Annotated in this window: 14 protein-coding genes; 8 read left to right on the top strand and 6 right to left on the bottom strand. The window is 43.9% G+C overall.

The window, feature by feature from the left end:
• Positions 1-1,080, top strand: a complete 1,080-nt coding sequence (locus WG943_RS12365) for a mechanosensitive ion channel family protein (protein WP_340409380.1) — start codon at positions 1-3, stop codon at positions 1,078-1,080.
• Between the two features lie 212 nt (positions 1,081-1,292).
• Positions 1,293-4,916: a DNA polymerase III subunit alpha gene (gene dnaE, locus WG943_RS12360; protein WP_340409378.1), complete on the top strand. Its 3,624-nt coding sequence runs from the start codon at positions 1,293-1,295 to the stop codon at positions 4,914-4,916.
• Positions 4,917-5,004: 88 nt separating this feature from the next.
• Here dnaE and WG943_RS12355 read toward each other — a convergent pair whose 3' ends face one another.
• Positions 5,005-6,015 carry a YncE family protein gene (locus WG943_RS12355; protein ID WP_340409376.1) on the bottom strand — a complete coding sequence of 337 codons (1,011 nt, stop codon included), beginning with the start codon at positions 6,013-6,015 and terminating at the stop codon, positions 5,005-5,007.
• Positions 6,016-6,570: 555 nt separating this feature from the next.
• On the opposite strand from WG943_RS12355, the gene trxA reads away from it, so the two are divergent.
• Positions 6,571-6,897 carry a thioredoxin gene (gene trxA, locus WG943_RS12350; protein ID WP_114783039.1) on the top strand — a complete coding sequence of 109 codons (327 nt, stop codon included), beginning with the start codon at positions 6,571-6,573 and terminating at the stop codon, positions 6,895-6,897.
• An 82-nt stretch (positions 6,898-6,979) separates the two neighbouring features.
• Here trxA and WG943_RS12345 read toward each other — a convergent pair whose 3' ends face one another.
• Together WG943_RS12345 and WG943_RS12340 are read right to left on the bottom strand one after the other, a co-directional pair.
• Complete coding sequence (locus WG943_RS12345) at positions 6,980-7,486, bottom strand: DUF421 domain-containing protein (RefSeq protein WP_340409373.1); 507 nt, start codon at positions 7,484-7,486, stop codon at positions 6,980-6,982.
• A gap of 44 nt (positions 7,487-7,530) precedes the next feature.
• The gene (locus tag WG943_RS12340) at positions 7,531-9,462 is read right to left on the bottom strand and encodes a hypothetical protein (protein ID WP_340409372.1); all 1,932 of its coding nucleotides are present in this window, start codon (positions 9,460-9,462) and stop codon (positions 7,531-7,533) included.
• A gap of 136 nt (positions 9,463-9,598) precedes the next feature.
• Here WG943_RS12340 and WG943_RS12335 point away from each other — a divergent pair, with 136 nt between their 5' ends.
• Together WG943_RS12335 and WG943_RS12330 are read left to right on the top strand one after the other, a co-directional pair.
• Positions 9,599-10,000: a DUF5329 family protein gene (locus tag WG943_RS12335; protein WP_340409371.1), complete on the top strand. Its 402-nt coding sequence runs from the start codon at positions 9,599-9,601 to the stop codon at positions 9,998-10,000.
• Between the two features lie 82 nt (positions 10,001-10,082).
• On the top strand, positions 10,083-10,439 hold the full coding sequence (locus tag WG943_RS12330; RefSeq protein ID WP_340409370.1) for a SpoIIAA family protein: 357 nt from the start codon (positions 10,083-10,085) through the stop codon (positions 10,437-10,439).
• Between the two features lie 71 nt (positions 10,440-10,510).
• Here the strand turns inward: WG943_RS12330 and WG943_RS12325 are convergent, their stop codons facing one another.
• Complete coding sequence (locus tag WG943_RS12325; RefSeq protein ID WP_340409368.1) at positions 10,511-11,542, bottom strand: isoaspartyl peptidase/L-asparaginase family protein; 1,032 nt, start codon at positions 11,540-11,542, stop codon at positions 10,511-10,513.
• A gap of 97 nt (positions 11,543-11,639) precedes the next feature.
• Between WG943_RS12325 and WG943_RS12320 the strand changes: the two genes are divergently transcribed.
• Entirely contained in the window at positions 11,640-12,191 is a 552-nt protein-coding gene (locus WG943_RS12320; RefSeq protein WP_340409366.1) for a hypothetical protein, read from the top strand.
• Between the two features lie 254 nt (positions 12,192-12,445).
• Positions 12,446-13,156 (top strand): OmpA/MotB family protein, encoded by a 711-nt coding sequence (locus WG943_RS12315; protein ID WP_340409365.1) that lies wholly within the window; start codon positions 12,446-12,448, stop codon positions 13,154-13,156.
• A 210-nt stretch (positions 13,157-13,366) separates the two neighbouring features.
• Here the strand turns inward: WG943_RS12315 and WG943_RS12310 are convergent, their stop codons facing one another.
• Together WG943_RS12310 and WG943_RS12305 are read right to left on the bottom strand one after the other, a co-directional pair.
• Positions 13,367-13,876: a DUF6141 family protein gene (locus WG943_RS12310; protein ID WP_340409363.1), complete on the bottom strand. Its 510-nt coding sequence runs from the start codon at positions 13,874-13,876 to the stop codon at positions 13,367-13,369.
• 156 nt (positions 13,877-14,032) lie between these two features.
• Positions 14,033-15,172 carry a cystathionine gamma-synthase gene (locus tag WG943_RS12305; protein WP_340409362.1) on the bottom strand — a complete coding sequence of 380 codons (1,140 nt, stop codon included), beginning with the start codon at positions 15,170-15,172 and terminating at the stop codon, positions 14,033-14,035.
• 174 nt (positions 15,173-15,346) lie between these two features.
• On the opposite strand from WG943_RS12305, the gene WG943_RS12300 reads away from it, so the two are divergent.
• On the top strand, positions 15,347-16,069 hold the full coding sequence (locus tag WG943_RS12300; RefSeq protein ID WP_340409361.1) for a TVP38/TMEM64 family protein: 723 nt from the start codon (positions 15,347-15,349) through the stop codon (positions 16,067-16,069).
• Positions 16,070-16,075: the final 6 nt, after the last annotated feature.

The following is a 16,075-nucleotide window of genomic DNA, read 5'->3' as shown; positions in this document are numbered from 1 at the left end:
ATGGAAGAACTGCTAGACAGAGTCTACTTTCAGAATACAGTACAGGATTACATCATAGTTTTAAGTGCCATCTTTATTGGAATGCTGTTGATCAAGTATTTCAAAAGCACCATCTTACTTAGGATCATAAAATGGACAGAGAGCACCGATACAAAGTTTGACAACTTTATAGTAGAGGGCATCAATAAGTTTGGGATACCAATATTATACTTCAGCGTTATCTACTTAAGTATAAATTACCTCACTTTAACTCCTAGAGCACAGAAAGTAATTGGAATTGCTGTAACAGTTGCCATTACCGTTATGGTGGTGCGGTTCCTGATCTCAACGGTATTACTTATAATTCGATCTTACCTGCACAGGCGTCACCCTGATAAAGATGCCGTAAACGAGTTAGGAGCCATCAAACTTATTATAAATGCACTTTTCTGGTTCATAGCTATCGGCTTTTTGCTGGATAACATGGGCTATGACCTTACAGCAATCATTGCCGGTTTAGGTATCGGTGGCATAGCCATAGCGCTGGCAGCCCAGAATATACTAGGCGACCTTTTCAACTACTTTGTTATCTTCCTGGATAAACCGTTTGAGGTAGGCGATTTTCTTGCTGTGGATGATAAAAGCGGAACAGTAGAGCATATTGGCGTTAAGACCACTCGCATTAAGACCCTATCTGGAGAGCAGCTGGTTTTTGCAAACAGCGACCTAACTGGCTCACGCATACACAACTACAAACGCATGCAGCGCCGCCGCATTGTTTTTACCATCGGCGTAACGTATCAAACTACCTATGAGCAACTCGAAATGCTGCCAGCTGTGTTAAAATCTATTGTGCAACGCCAGGAGGACGCAGAATTTGACCGTGCTCACTTTAAGTCTTACGGCGATTCCAGCTTGGATTTTGAGATAGTATACAACGTGCTGCGCCCAGACTATGCCTTTTACATGGATACCCAACAGGCGATTAATATGGCTATATTCAAAGAGTTTGAACGTTTGGGTGTAGAGATGGCTTATCCAACCCGCACACTTTTTGTAGTTAACCAGCAGCAGGAGTTTGCAAAAGCACAGCAGATTTAAGCGTTATTAATAAAGTATAAATAGCAGAAGCAGTGGGACAATTCCCGCTGCTTTTTTGTTAGTAAGTGTGTTAGTAAATGAGCTGCATTAGGTTTGGGCAGCCAACCTATTTTCCGTAATTTTAACATCCCGAAGATGGCCAGAAAGTATAAATTCCATTTCATACAGAAGTCATTCTTATTTCGTCATTCATAATTTATAATTCCTCCTGAATGCCTGTTTTTTCGCATTTACACACCCATACACAGTACTCGCTGCTCGACGGTCAGGCCAGCATCAGCGCGCTCATGAAAAAGGCGCAGGCCGATGGCATGCCCGCCGTAGCCATGACCGACCACGGAAACATGTTCGCTGCTTTCAATTTTGTGAACGAGGCCAACAAGTATAACGTGAAGCCGATTGTGGGCTGCGAGTTTTACCTGGTTAAGGATCGCCATCAGAAAACCTTTAGCAAGGAGGTAAAAGATAATCGTTACCACCAGTTGCTGCTCGCCAAAGATCAGGAGGGTTATCAGAACCTGGCCAAGCTTTGCTCTATGTCTTATATAGAAGGCATGTACAGCAAATGGCCGCGCATTGATAAAGAGTTGCTGCTAAAGTATAGCAAAGGCCTGATTGCCACCAGTTGCTGTATTGGTGCCGAGGTGCCGCAGGCTATACTTTGGAAGACAGAGGAAGAGGCCGAGGAAATTTTTAAGTGGTGGCTGGATGTGTTTGGCGAAGACTATTATATCGAGATTCAGCGCCACGGCCTGATGAACATTGATGGCACCGGCAAAAGCCAGGAAGATATAAACCAGGTGCTGCTGAAGTGGGCCAAAAAGTATAACGTAAAAGTTATCTGCACCAACGACTCACATTATGTAGATCAGGAAGACTGGAATGCACACGACATCCTGCTTTGCGTGAATACTGGTGAGGATCAAAGCACGCCGGTTGGTGACTTTACTACAAAATATTACCGCTTTCTAAGTGATGACCAGAAGGTGATCTACGATACGGTGGAGAATGTGCGCAACAAATATGGCCACCAATCCGGTGTGCGCCAGATGCTAAACCGTATTGATGAGGCTGGCCCGAAGACACGTTTTGGTTTCCCGAACGACCAGTTCTATTTCAAGACGCAGGCCGAAATGAACGAGCTGTTTAAGGATGTACCGGAAGCTGTAGATAATACCAACGACATTGTAGACAAGATAACGCCGCCCAAACTGAAGCGCGATATCCTGCTACCCAACTTCCCGATTCCGCCGGAGCATGCCGGTCCGGATGCTTACCTTCGCCACCTTACCTATGAAGGTGCTAAGAAACGCTATACTGACATCACCCCGGAAGTAGAGGTACGCCTGGATTACGAGTTGCGCATCGTGGAAACGATGGGTTTTGCCGGTTACTTCCTTATCGTGCAGGACTTTATTAACCGTGGCCGTGACATGGGCGTATTTGTGGGTCCTGGCCGAGGTTCAGCGGCTGGCTCTGCGGTGGCTTATTGCATTGGTATCACTAACATCGACCCGATCAAGTATAATCTGCTGTTCGAGCGATTCCTGAACCCGGAGCGTGTATCCATGCCCGATATTGATATCGACTTTGACGACGTGAACCGCCAGCGTGTGATCGATTACGTGGTGGATAAGTATGGCAAAACGCAGGTGGCCCAGATCATCACCTTCGGCACCATGGCAGCTAAATCGTCGATCAAAGACGTGGCTCGTTCTACTTCATTGCCACTGGCTGAAGCTAACGAGCTGGCCAAGATGGTTCCAGACACCCCGGGCACAACGCTGGCCAAGGCTTTCATGGAGAATCTGGAGTTAGCCGCCATCCGAGAAGGAGACGACCACCGTGCCGCTGTGTTAAAATTGGCTGAAAAGCTGGAAGGCTCTGTACGTAATACTGGTATCCATGCAGCGGGTGTGATAATTGCCCCGGATGATATCACCAATTATATCCCGGTTTCTACCTCTAAAGACGCTGACCTGCTGGTAACGCAGTTCGACGGTAAAGTGATTGAGAGTGCGGGCATGCTGAAGATGGACTTTTTGGGTCTGAAAACCCTTACCATCATCAAGGATGCCATGGAACTGATCAAAAAGAACCATGGTGTTGATATTGATATCGATAATATTCCGATAGACGACGAAAAGACGTACCAGCTTTACCAGCGTGGAGATACCATTGGTACGTTCCAGTTCGAGTCGGAAGGTATGCGCATGTACCTTAAAGACTTGCAGCCTACCAACATTGAAGACTTAATTGCCATGAACGCCCTTTACCGCCCGGGTCCAATGCAGTTCATCCCGAACTTCATTAACCGGAAGCATGGTAAAGAGGAAGTAGAATACCCGCACGAACTGCTGGAGCCGATCCTGAATTACTCTTACGGAATCATGGTGTACCAGGAGCAGATCATGCAGACGGCCCAGATTCTGGCTGGTTACTCACTCGGTGGTGCCGACTTGCTGCGCCGCGCCATGGGTAAGAAGGACATGAAGAAGATGGCCGAGGAGCGTGAGAAGTTCATTGCCGGAGCCGCCGAAATTCATAAGATCCCTTCTAAGAAGGCTTCTGAGGTGTTCGACGTGATGGAGAAGTTTGCCCAGTATGGCTTCAACCGCTCCCACTCCGCCGCTTACTCCGTGGTTGCTTACCAGACAGGTTACCTAAAGGCTCACTACCCTGCCGAATACATGGCTGCGGTGCTGACCAACAACATGAACGACATCAAAAAGGTGACGTTCTTTATCGAGGAAGCCCGCAAGCAAGGCGTAGACGTACTTGGCCCGGATGTGAATGAATCCTTACTGAAGTTCAACGTGAATGAGCAGGGGCAGATTCGTTTTGGTCTGGCTGCCATAAAAGGAACTGGTGAAGCTGCCGTGGATGCCATTATTTCGGACCGTGAGGCCAACGGCCCGTACCAGGATATATTTGACTTTGCCAAGCGCATTAACCTTCGTGCGGTAAATAAGAAGACATTCGAAAGTATGGCCCTGGCTGGTTGTTTCGATTCGTGGCAACTATACCACCGTGCTCAGCTGATAGAAATACCGGAAGGCGAAAGTATGCCTTTGCTGGAAAAGGCAGTTCGTTATGGCAACAGTTACCAGGCAGAGCAGCAAGCCGCGCAGCAATCACTTTTCGGTGGCGGTGCCGCAGTAGCAGCCCCGCTACCTAAAATACCGGAAGTACCTGTGTGGACGCAGGCCGAAATGCTTCGACGCGAAAAAGAGGTAGTAGGATTCTATATGTCAGGCCACCCGCTGGACCAGTTCAAGCTGGAGATAGACTCTTACTGTACTTGTCCGCTAAACAGAATAGAAGAGTATAAAACCCGTGATGTGAACGTGGCCGGTATGGTGACAGATGTGGTGATCCGCACGGCGAAGAACGGAAATCCTTTTGCCCTGTTCACTATCGAGGATTATGATACCTCAATGCAAATGGCGCTTTTTGGGGAAGATTATGTGAAGTTCTCGCCTTATTTGAAGATGGGTTTATACTTGTTTATAAGAGGCAAGGTGCAACTGCGTTACAAAACCGAAGATCAGTGGGAACTGAAGCCTATGAACATACAATTGCTGGGCGATGTGATGGACAAGATGGCACAGGGTGTTCAGGTAAACGTTAACCTACAGCTTTTCACGCCGAACCTGGCTGAGGCTCTAGAAAACGCTATCGTTTCAAGTCCTGGTCAGAAACGCCTGGAAATTATGCTGCATGTACCAGAAGAGAAACTTGCACTGCCAACTTACTCTAGAAAGTATAGAATTGACCCAAAACTGTTCCTGACATCGATCAAAGACTTAGGATTAGGTGAGTGTAAGTTAATCTAAATATATCTTTAAAAGCTTTACAATAAGCACAATACAAAAGCCCCGGTTTGTGCCGGGGCTTTTGTATTTTTAAATCTAAAAATAATGGCTATTGCTGCAGATAAATTGCTGATGCACCCGCTACATTTTTAGCATATGCCGGCGAAGGATTACCATTAGATGTAGGCAAATCGAAAATAAGCACTTTACCGCCACCGTTGGCTCTTTCGGCAACATAGACATACTCTGTATCATTGTCATAAGCTACGTCTACTGGGTTGCCCAACATAGTATTGCTACCTTCAATTCTAACTTGAGAACCCGTACCTATGGTGCCTCCGTTTGCTGCGCTGTTATATATAGAACTAAAATTGTTGATCACCACTATCGCACCATCGTTGTCTACAGCGCCATCTCCGACATCTGTCAGCACCATTCTGTTGTCTTCTTTAGAGTGAGTTATTCCGTGTGTTCTTACAATTCCTTCAACAGTAACACGTTTTGTCGGCTGTATCATACCATTAGGGTTTGAAAAGAAATTGCTAAACGAAACTATGTCGCTGGTGTTGTCTACAACTGCGTAAAGTGTGGTGCCGTCGGCATGGATACCCCACAAATTAAAATCAACGTCATAGGTGTTGCGGTAACGTATTCCGCTTGGTGTGCGCTCATACACATACAGTCGGTTCATGTTGTTGTTAAGAGCAGGATCTGCGTCTTGTACAACAACTATTAGGTTGCCGCTAACGGCAATTTCGCGGGCATTGGTAAAGTTGGGATCACTGGTGGTCTTGATCTCCAGAGACTCGTTGTTTTTGTTTTTTTTCTGGTATGCTTCTAGCCTGTTTGTTGTTCTGGAGGCCAGGATTACTTCATCCCGCTCTTTATTATAGTACACACCCTCTGCATCCATAGAGGCGATTCTTTTCATTTTCACAGAAACGTCTTCAAGTTCATCGTCTGTGTTCATTATGGTTAACATACCGCTTGTGTTGCTGGTAACGTATGCCTTGCTCCCGGTTTCAGGAAAATCAAAATCAAAGTCATCGTCTTTGTTGCAAGACGAAAAGGTAAATAGTGCAGCAGTAAATAAAGCACCGCAGGTAAGTACATGTCTCATAGCATATAATCTATTAATAGTTTAGAAAAAAATTTGATTTAATAGACTATACGTACGGGCTGTGTTTACAAACCGGATTTATCTTTTACTATGAAAATGCAGCTGTTTACCATATCAAAGGTTATTTTTCCAATACCTTTTATTTAACTTAATAATAATTTGCTTTAGGAGACCAGAAGAGCCTGATGCAATTTTTGTAGCAGGCTGCCTGTAGCCCTGACCGATACTTTTGTCCTATAGCAGCCATTAGTTCATACTTTTAAAGATACATGTGCCAGCTTAGCCAAGCTACCCTTTCTATTTTTACTATTTTACCTGCTCAACCTTTTTTATAGCCACAGGTTTGCAGCATAAACTTTTATTTACAACATTTGTTGATACAAATAATTTATACTTGCAGACGCTATTTGTCGTAAGTAAACAGATATATAAATTAGAACAGCTTTCTATAACAGGACAGCTTGTCAGGAAGAAGGAGTTTGGGCAGATATTTGCCAAACTTTTAATTGTTACTATATTTAAACTTAGAAATTAACACAACAAACCATTAAAGTTATGGCTAACAAAGCAATAGAGATCACAGACGCAAATTTTGATGAGATCATCAATTCTGATAAACCAGTATTAGTTGACTTTTGGGCAGAGTGGTGCGGTCCTTGCCGCATGGTAGGCCCTATTGTAGAAGAACTTGCTGGTGAGTACGAAGGCAAAGCCGTTATCGGTAAAGTTGATGTGGACGCAAACCCGCAGACATCTGCCAAGTTTGGTATTCGCAGCATCCCTACGCTTCTTGTGTTCAAAAACGGAGAAGTAGTAGACAAGCAAGTTGGTGCAGTTCCGAAGAATGTGCTGTCTCAGAAACTTGATGCTCAGATGGCTTAATCAAAGCAAAATGTATAAAAAGCGAAGCCTCTCTTATTACTTAAGAGAGGCTTCGCTTTTTATTTACACTATAAAATAGTCTTCAATCTTTACATATAATGCTTATATCACCGCTTCGCTCCAGATAGGCTCTATGAATGCTGCTAATATCGGGCCTGTGCCCGGAGTTACGAAGTGCTTCTTTTATATCATTTTCAGTTACACTGCTGCTGCGCATTACATCTTTTTGCAGTTCCCCATCTTTAACTAGTTCTTTGGGTTTGCCTTTAATCACGTTGCCAAAGCCAAATGAAGAATGAAAGGCCATTACAGCTAGCATTTTATGGAGTATAACTAGGGTAAAGGCCGCAAAAATAGTGGGCCAGAAAGGAGAATTTCCTGTTATGGCACGGCTTAAAACAGAGCCATAAATAATACCCAATACTATATCGAAGGCTGTATTCTTACCAAAAATGCGGTGATTCCCTATCCGGATGATGGCAAGTGCTGCAAAAAACACTACGATGGCTCTTAAAGCCATTTGCCACCAGTTAAGCGACTCGACACCAATACCCAGCAAATGATCTATTGTTTCTAAAGTATCCTGCATACTTCAAAAAACGGACAGCAATCCGAAGAGTTGCTAAAACTGCCTTAGCTAGCGTCCATGCAGTTACATAAGCTTTTATCTAGGCCGTAGAGTATCTCAAAGTTCTGTTCCACCTCCTTTATATGTTGCTGTAACTTTGTGTTATACTCCTGAACATTGGATAGCCTTACAGCTTCAGGTTCTTGTTTATTAAGCTGATCAAGTTGTTTTATACTTTTGCCAAACTCGTTGTTCTTCTCATGCATGCGGCTTATATACTGCTCCAGTGTTGTGTTAGAGGCAGCTGTTGCTGTTTGCAGGTTACTCTCGATGCACAGTTGCTTTTTCAGATTTTTAAACACCGTTTGCTCGGCTAGTTGGTTTAACTCATCCTTCTTTCTAAGGGCTTGCTTTAATTTAAAGCTATCATAACGCTTGTTATACTCGGTAACACCTTCACGCACTTTTTCACGGCAGCTCTGGCATTTGCTTGCAGCTGCTTTATCGAGTAAGGAATTGCGCTGGGCTAGCGTTTCATCAGTAGCCTCGGCAGCACTTAGCTTTTGCAAGTCCTGTGAAAACACTTCGTTGTACTGCTGGTCTTCTAGTTTTTTGATCAGCCTGATAATAGCCTCTCCCTCAACAGATGCAGATAAGTACTCAGGCTTTGGCAATTCTACAGCATAAAGTTTGGCAAGGGCAGCTTCACGCTTCTCCGGAGTGTTCCAGCTTTTTGGTTCGTTTTCAAGCTCTCGCAGTGTATTTACCAGCACCTTTCCGTTCTTTAGATTATGATCGGCCTCCAAGTATAGTTCTGCATTATTAAGTATGGCTTCGTATTCTGGCTTAAAGATATTGATGTAGGCGCTGTTTTTGGCAAACTCCTTTTCGCGGGCATCAAACGTACTCTTTAAGCGTTTGTACTCCTGCACTATGCCAAAAAGGTTCTTTGCATTTACCTCCGGGCTGTTGTTTCGGTAGTTTAGGCGATAGGTGTTCAGGTTTTGCTTCATCTCGGCAAATACACGCAAAAACTCCACATACAGCTTCTCCTGGCGGAACGTCTCGTCGTTCACCAGCTTCTGCTCATAGGCATTCAGTATCTTCTGCTTGCGCTTCTCAATCAAATCCAGCGTTACCTCATCACCTGTCAGCACATCCATTTTATACAGCGACTTATAGTTAGCCACTACCATAAACGGATAGTCTTTATAAGCTGCAAACTCCTCTAAGCTCTTGCGGTCTAGTTTGCTGGCACTCTTGCTCAGGTAATCAGTTAATTTAACCGACTTAATACTTACACCCTTTACATCGCTTGGCACGAACACATAAATACGCACCGAGTGCAGGCGTGTATCAAAATCCTGCCCCTCGTAAAGGCGTATAGTAGAGCTGAACTTATACTCTTTTTTACCCGAACGGGCATTTAGCAAATTACCAAACTCCCCCACCAAAGAAAGCACAGCCCCAGATGGATTGGTAAGCTTAGATAGGTTTACCAGTTGGTTTGCTACAAGGCTAAACACCTGATCGCCGTCGTTGTTGGTAACTGCTTTGGCATTTATAACAGCATCGATGCTGCTCTGTGTAGATGTTAAAGGCATTTTATCGATAATGCGCACCACCTCCAAATGATCGCTTACCTGCGTCTTGTATGATTTTTTATCCTGGTCTATGTAGAAGTTATAGAGCGGGTATACAATAGCATCGTTACCGAACAGCTTCATATTCTTTAGCTGGGCTGTAATAAACAGGTACTCTAAGGAGTTGCCATACCTCTTCTTTTGCTTCTTTTTAACCCCTTTCTCCAGCTCGTTAAGCACACGGGTAAATTTATTACCGTTAAACAGGTAAACATCCGTAGACAGATACTGCCACTCTTCCGTAAAGGCAAAATCATCGTTATAGCTGTAGCCCAGGCGGGTTTCAATGTTACGTTGAGCAAAGGCCTGCTGGCAAAGCAGCAGCAGAAAGAAAGCAAGAACTATTTTCCTCATAAACTACGTTAAAGTCTTATATCAGCTTGTTTAAAAATACCGTGACAGCGAAACGCTATTTGTTGAACATAAGTGCATTAAAATTGCTAATAATAACGCTATAATCATAAAATAATTACTTAAAGAAAGTTAAGAGATGTTGAAGTATGTGATGTTTTGCCTGGCACTAACGCTAGGTTTAGGTACGTTCCAGGCTGCCGCATGGACAATACCTGCAGGCAGTGTTATTATCACCCCGAACGGAGGGTTAACAGAGGTTGAGAAAGTTGACAGATTAATAGAGTTTGTAAGAAGTTTGAAAGGTGCCACCTTTATCCGGAACGGCAGCGAGCACTCCTGCCAGCAAGCAGCAGATCATCTTCAGTCTAAATGGGAAAAGCATAAAAACAAGATTGCATCAGCCAAAGAGTTTATAGAAGAACTTGCGTCTAAGTCAGGCATGTCAGGAGAGCCTTATAAAATCCGGTTTAGCAATGGCTCTGAGCAGACTACTAGCTTTGTGCTGAACCAGGAGTTAAAAAGAATTGAAAATCTGTAAGTATACTTTTCGGCAGCGGGTGACGTTCTTATTTTCGTAGCCAAAGTATAAAAGTATGCATCACACTGTAAAAGATTTAGCTATGATACAGCTGTTAGAAGAGTCTAAAGATGATTTAGTAGCATTCCGGATATCAGGGCAAATCGATAAAAACGATTATGATGTGATGCTGCCTGTGTTGCAGGAAAGAATAAAGCAGCACGGTAAAATAAAGGTATACGCCGAAGTATGGGAGGTTGAGGATATCTCTATAAGGGCACTATGGGATGAGATAAAATTTGATTTTAAACATGCCTCAGACTTTAGCCGTGTAGCCATTGTTGGCGACCAAAAGTGGGTAGACTGGCTAACGCTGGCAGCCAAGCCCTTTACAACTGCAGATATAAAATACTTTGAGTTTAAGCACCGCGACCAGGCATGGATCTGGATACATGAGTAGCTATTAACTACAGAAAAACGCAGCAGGCCCGGATTATCTCCGGGCCTGCTGCGTTTGCATACTTCTATTAATTATTCTTTATAAATAAATACCTCTGCTTTTCCATTTTTTATCACACCACGGTACATACCCGCCGAATTAAAAGGCATGGCGTAGTTTCCGTTCCTATCAAGGGCAATCACGCCTCCTTCGCCACCAAAATCTACTAATTTCTTCATCACTACTTCTTCTGCTGCTTTCTTAACAGAGTACTTTTTATACTTTATCATGGCTGCTATGTCGTGGGCTACTACGGCACGCATAAAATACTCCCCGTGGCCTGTAGCCGACACGGCGCAACTGCTGTTATCGGCATATGTGCCAGCACCAATTATTGGGACGTCGCCTACACGGCCATAGCGTTTATTTGTCATGCCACCGGTAGAGGTTGCGGCTGCCAGGTTACCATAAGCATCTAGCGCCACAGCGCCTACTGTACCAAACTTATTGCCTTCTGTAAATATATTCTCTGTGCTGCCCGTACCTCCATCGTGGTCCAGCTGGGTTTTCTCTTTATGTTTTATCTTCTGTAACTGTTCGTAGCGTGTCTCGGTGCGAAAGTAAGATGGGTCTACCAACTCGATGTTCTGAGTTTTGGCAAATTTCTCTGCTCCTGCTCCTATCATCATCACATGCTCCGACTTTTCCATAACAGCACGGGCAGCTGTGATTGGGTTCTTAATAATAGTTACGCTGGCAATAGATCCGGCCTTTAATGATTTGCCGTCCATGATAGCTGCATCCATCTCGTTTTTCTCTTCGTTGGTAAACACGGCTCCCTTACCGGCATTAAAGAGCGGAGAATCTTCCATAACTTTCACTGTAGCCTCTACAGCATCCAGGCTGCTGCCACCTTTTATCAGTACCGCATAGCCTACCTGTAAGGCTTCATTCAGCTTTTCTCTGTAAGCTTTCTCCTTTTCCGGGGTCATGTTTTCGCGGGTAATGGTGCCTGCACCGCCATGTATTACCAGGGTAATTTTACTATAATCAGGTTTGGTTTGGGCTAAGCTTACAATGCTCAAAAGCAGGCAGAGCAGCACCAGATATAAACTCTTATGCATGGTTTGTTCTAAGTTTAAATAGGTAATTTACTTCTTAAAGATAAATTTTTAGGGTATTCTGATCAAATTTGCATACTTGCTATACAAACTAACCTATATGTTTCTACTACGCTTAAAGCACTGGCAGGCATTTTTACTGGTATTTATACTACCATTTATACTACGCTACGCACTAACACAGCTCATAGCAGCCGCACAACCAGATGCGCCAGGTATTATAAGCACATTGGTAGATGCGCTTCCTACTTTTGTTCCCGTGCTTTGGCTCTGGTGGGTTGGCTTATACTTGCGCAATAAATTATCTGATAGCACAAGAGTTAGTGCGGTATACTTTCAGTTGGCTGCTTTATACTTTGCTCTTTACATATTGCTGCTTATCTACACATTAGGCATTGTGCGCGAAGCCTTAGCCGAAGGTACGCTACAATTAGGTTTGATTGCCTTGCTGCTGCCCATGCACCTGTTTGCTACTTTCTGCTACCTATATGTTGTATACTTTGTAGCCCGATGCATCACTACTTTAGAAAAGCAGCGAGTTGTTGCTACAGGAGAGTATATTGGGGTGCTTGTTCAGATTATTTTCCTGCCAATCGGTATTTGGTTTATACAACCGCGCTTAAACAAAGCTTTACCGGAAACAACTAATTAACAAATATTTATATTAAACAATATTTAGCCACTGATTTTTATTATAATAAAAAAGTACTATTTCAGAATTAGAAATCAAATAAATATATACACAATACAATATATCAGTTAAATAAGCGTTTTAGAGCAAATATTTCAGGGGTAATAGATGGTTTTTACGTATTTTTATAGTTTGTAGAACAATCTTTTACCATATTTGCAATCTGTTATCACAACTAATTAAAACCAGTTTAAACAACTAATTTACAAACGCACATGAAATTCAACTTCTTCAAGGCGGCATTTGCAATGTTGCTGTGCTCTTCTCTAATGGTATCTTGTATTTCTTCTAAGAAATACGAAGATTTAAAAGCTAGCAAAGAAGCTCAGGAGCGTGAGCTTGCTGACTCTAAGGCAAAAGCTGATCAATTAGCTGCTTCGCTGAAAGAGCGTGAGCAGAAGCTTGCTGAAATGGAGCGTGCTATGAATGAGCAGCAGAAAGTTCTTGATAACCTTAAAAATGAGGTTAACGCAGCTTTACAGGGCTTCAACCAAGGTGATCTTAGCGTTAGCGTTAAAGACGGAAAAGTTTACGTTTCTATGTCTGACAAGCTTCTTTTTGCTACTGGTAGCACTAAAGTAAATACTGGTGGCCAAAAAGCTATCAACCAATTGGTAGACGTGCTTAAGAAAAACCAGCAGGTAGGCATCATGGTAGAAGGCCACACAGATGACGTATCTGTTGCTAACGGTATGCGTTACCTGACTGACAACTGGGACCTAAGCGTACTTCGCGCTACTGAGATCACGCGTATGATGACTGAAAAAGGTCTTTCTCCAGACAGAATCACGCCAGCTGGCCGTTCTTACTACCAGCCAGTAGATACAGGCCGTTCTGCTGATGCGAAAGCTAAGAACCGTCGTACTGAGATCATCCTGACTCCAGACTTCACTGAGATCTACAAAATCCTGGGCATCCAGGCGTAGTTCTTACACTATAAAAGTATAAAAGCCGGTGCTCTGAAAAGGGCATCGGCTTTTTTGTTGCTTCTTACTAGTGTTGGAAGGTCAAATGGCCAAATTGTTAAAGGGGCAAATTCAGTTATGGCTAAAATGCCTTGTAACTGACAAAGCGATGGTTATTGCGTCTCTACGTTATCCAACAATTAATATCGAATAGCTATTAACGATTAACAATCACTTCAGCTCCTTCGCCAGTTTTATAGCCTCAAAAAGTTTATCAGCATCCTGAGAACCAATCAGTAAAGGCTCATGGTTGTAAAAGTATAACTTTACTCCCTCGTTGCCCGACATATTATAAGCTTTTCCTTTAAAGCCCCACCTTATGCCCCAGCCGCCGTAGTCGCGTACTGGGTTGTAAAGCACTTTCTCATAGTGGCGAACTACATGCAAATGTATAACTACTGGCCGCACATGAAACGGCCTCAACTGCAAACGCATTTCGCCGGGCTTAACTTCCGTCGTTAGCTTGACATAGTAAAAGAACCAAGGCATGCAAACTCCCATCAAAGCAAAAAGTACAGCTAATTGCACATCAGAAACCGGCCTGTTGCCAAACTGCCCGCCTAATGCCACCTGGTAAATAAACCCTGCCCAGAACAAAGCAGCAGCACCAAGTATAATAGCCCATAGCCAAAACTGCCGGAACCGCTGCTGCTCTTTAAAAAGTATAACCTGATCTGCCATGTCACGACAAAGCTATTTGCACAAAAGATAAAGGATTTATAAGGTACGGGAAAAGTAGCATCCTAAACAAATAAAGCCGCCTACTGAATTAATTTAGTAGGCGGCTTTATTTGTTAAAAGAGGCAGTTCTTTAACGAACATACTCTATCAGCTAACTTAGCCTAATGCATACTCCAAATCAGCAATCAGGTCTTCTGCATCTTCTACACCAACGCTCAGCCTGATAAGGGAATCGCTAAGGCCAGTTTTCATACGTTCTTCGCGTGGAATGCTGGCGTGCGTCATGGTAGCCGGGTGGCCGCAAAGCGACTCTACACCACCAAGTGACTCTGCCAAGGCAAACAACTTCAGGTTCTCCAATACCTTTGTTGCGTCCTCTACTTTATCACCTTTGAGTACAAACGAAAGCATGCCACCAAAATCGCGCATTTGCTCTTTTGCTACATCGTGGTTAGCATGATCCTCAAAGCCTGGCCAGTATACTTTCTCTACTTTAGGGTGGCTCTTCAGGTACTCTGCAATTTTACGTCCATTCTGGCAGTGGCGCTCCATACGCAGGTGCAGGGTTTTAATGCCACGCAGCACCAGGAAGCAGTCTTGTGGCCCAGGTGTACTACCACATGCATTTTGGATAAAGGCAAGGCGCTCACGCAGGTCATCCTCATTTACGATAACAGCACCCATCACTACATCGGAGTGCCCACCCATATACTTGGTAAGCGAGTGCATCACAATATCAGCTCCCAAATCCAGTGGTGTTTGCAAGTATGGTGTGGCAAACGTGTTATCAGCGACAAGTATAAGGTTATGCTTTTTAGAAATATCAGCACAGCCTTTAATGTCGATAATGTTCAGCAGCGGGTTAGTCGGTGTTTCTACCCAGATCATTTTAGTGTTCTCGTTTACCAGCGCCTCTACTTTGCTAAGGTCGGCCATGTTAGTAAAATGGAACTTGATGCCGTAGTTCTGGAAGATTTTGGTAAAGATGCGGTAGCTGCCGCCGTACAGGTCGTTTGTAGAGATCACCTCGTCGCCTGGGCTAAGCATTTTAATGATGGCATCTATAGCAGCCATGCCTGAGGCAAAGCAGAGGCCGTGTTTGCCGTTCTCGAGGGCAGCCAAAGCATTTTGCAGTTGCGTACGGGTTGGGTTATGTGTGCGTGAGTACTCGTAGCCTTTATGGTCGCCGGGAGAACGCTGTACATAAGTCGATGTCTGGTAAATTGGCGTCATGATGGCGCCTGTGGTTGGGTCTGGTTCTACACCAGCATGTATTGCTTTTGTTCCGAATTTCATATTCAAAGTATATTATAGAATGATCGGTATACAGCAAGATATAAAAATAAGGGCAGAAGAAAGCATACCTATTTATACTTCGCACACGCTCCGACAGAAAGCATTTTTAAAGCCGCAAAAATCTTTTGTCCTTTGCATTTCGTCTAACACCAAGTATAAACCAGAACCTATTACATGAAGTTACTCCCTCTGCTGCGCAACCTTGTACGTGAAAATGCCTCTACGTTTGTTTCGATGTTGCTGTTGGTGGTAGTACCGGTGGTGGTAAGCTCTACGCTGGCTATTATACTTTACCAGTACCAGGACTTTCTGAGAGAGCTTAATTGGCTGCAAATGCTGTTGTATTTTGCAGTGATATCTGTAACAATGGCCTTCGCCCTTACTCCTACCACCTTTATAGCTTTGGTGAGCGGCTTTTATCTGGGCTGGAATGGCTTTGCAGGCATTGTGGTATCGTATGGTATTGCAGCATTGGTAGGCTATAGCTTGGCCCAATTAATTGACCACGGTAAGATGATGAGCTTCTTGAACCGCTTTGAGAAGGCACGTAACCTGATGCAGGAACTACGCAACCAAAGTTGGAGTCTAATCTTTTTAACACGTATTTCGCCGGTGCTGCCCTTTGCCCTAATGAATTTTGTGCTATCGCTGCTGCAGGTAAACAAGAAAAAGTTCTTTGTAGCAAGTATAGTTGGTATGCTGCCGCGCACGCTTTTCTTCTTCTGGATAGGCACACAGGCAAACGACATCATAAAATTATTGCAGGACCCCGACAGCGGCACCAGCGGCAGACTGCTCATGATCTCGCTGATAGTCATTTCGATAGGCGGTTTATACTTTGTTTTTGACCGTGCCCTGAAGAAGGCACTACGTAACGCCTCCACAAAAAATGAGTAAAATTTT

This window comes from Pontibacter sp. H249 (genome assembly GCF_037892465.1).
In the GTDB taxonomy this organism is placed as follows: Bacteria; Bacteroidota; Bacteroidia; order Cytophagales; family Hymenobacteraceae; genus Pontibacter.
This window is presented reverse-complemented; position numbering and strand designations above follow the sequence as displayed.

Excerpts from the sequence above, each read along its gene's own strand:
- WG943_RS12365 (WP_340409380.1), top strand. The coding sequence starts at position 1 with ATGGAAGAACTGCTAGACAGAGTCTACTTTCAGAATACAGTACAGGAT.
- dnaE (WP_340409378.1), top strand. The coding sequence starts at position 1,293 with ATGCCTGTTTTTTCGCATTTACACACCCATACACAGTACTCGCTGCTC.
- WG943_RS12355 (WP_340409376.1), bottom strand. The coding sequence starts at position 6,015 with ATGAGACATGTACTTACCTGCGGTGCTTTATTTACTGCTGCACTATTT.
- trxA (WP_114783039.1), top strand. The coding sequence starts at position 6,571 with ATGGCTAACAAAGCAATAGAGATCACAGACGCAAATTTTGATGAGATC.
- WG943_RS12345 (WP_340409373.1), bottom strand. The coding sequence starts at position 7,486 with ATGCAGGATACTTTAGAAACAATAGATCATTTGCTGGGTATTGGTGTC.
- WG943_RS12340 (WP_340409372.1), bottom strand. The coding sequence starts at position 9,462 with ATGAGGAAAATAGTTCTTGCTTTCTTTCTGCTGCTGCTTTGCCAGCAG.
- WG943_RS12335 (WP_340409371.1), top strand. The coding sequence starts at position 9,599 with ATGTTGAAGTATGTGATGTTTTGCCTGGCACTAACGCTAGGTTTAGGT.
- WG943_RS12330 (WP_340409370.1), top strand. The coding sequence starts at position 10,083 with ATGATACAGCTGTTAGAAGAGTCTAAAGATGATTTAGTAGCATTCCGG.
- WG943_RS12325 (WP_340409368.1), bottom strand. The coding sequence starts at position 11,542 with ATGCATAAGAGTTTATATCTGGTGCTGCTCTGCCTGCTTTTGAGCATT.
- WG943_RS12320 (WP_340409366.1), top strand. The coding sequence starts at position 11,640 with ATGTTTCTACTACGCTTAAAGCACTGGCAGGCATTTTTACTGGTATTT.
- WG943_RS12315 (WP_340409365.1), top strand. The coding sequence starts at position 12,446 with ATGAAATTCAACTTCTTCAAGGCGGCATTTGCAATGTTGCTGTGCTCT.
- WG943_RS12310 (WP_340409363.1), bottom strand. The coding sequence starts at position 13,876 with ATGGCAGATCAGGTTATACTTTTTAAAGAGCAGCAGCGGTTCCGGCAG.
- WG943_RS12305 (WP_340409362.1), bottom strand. The coding sequence starts at position 15,172 with ATGAAATTCGGAACAAAAGCAATACATGCTGGTGTAGAACCAGACCCA.
- WG943_RS12300 (WP_340409361.1), top strand. The coding sequence starts at position 15,347 with ATGAAGTTACTCCCTCTGCTGCGCAACCTTGTACGTGAAAATGCCTCT.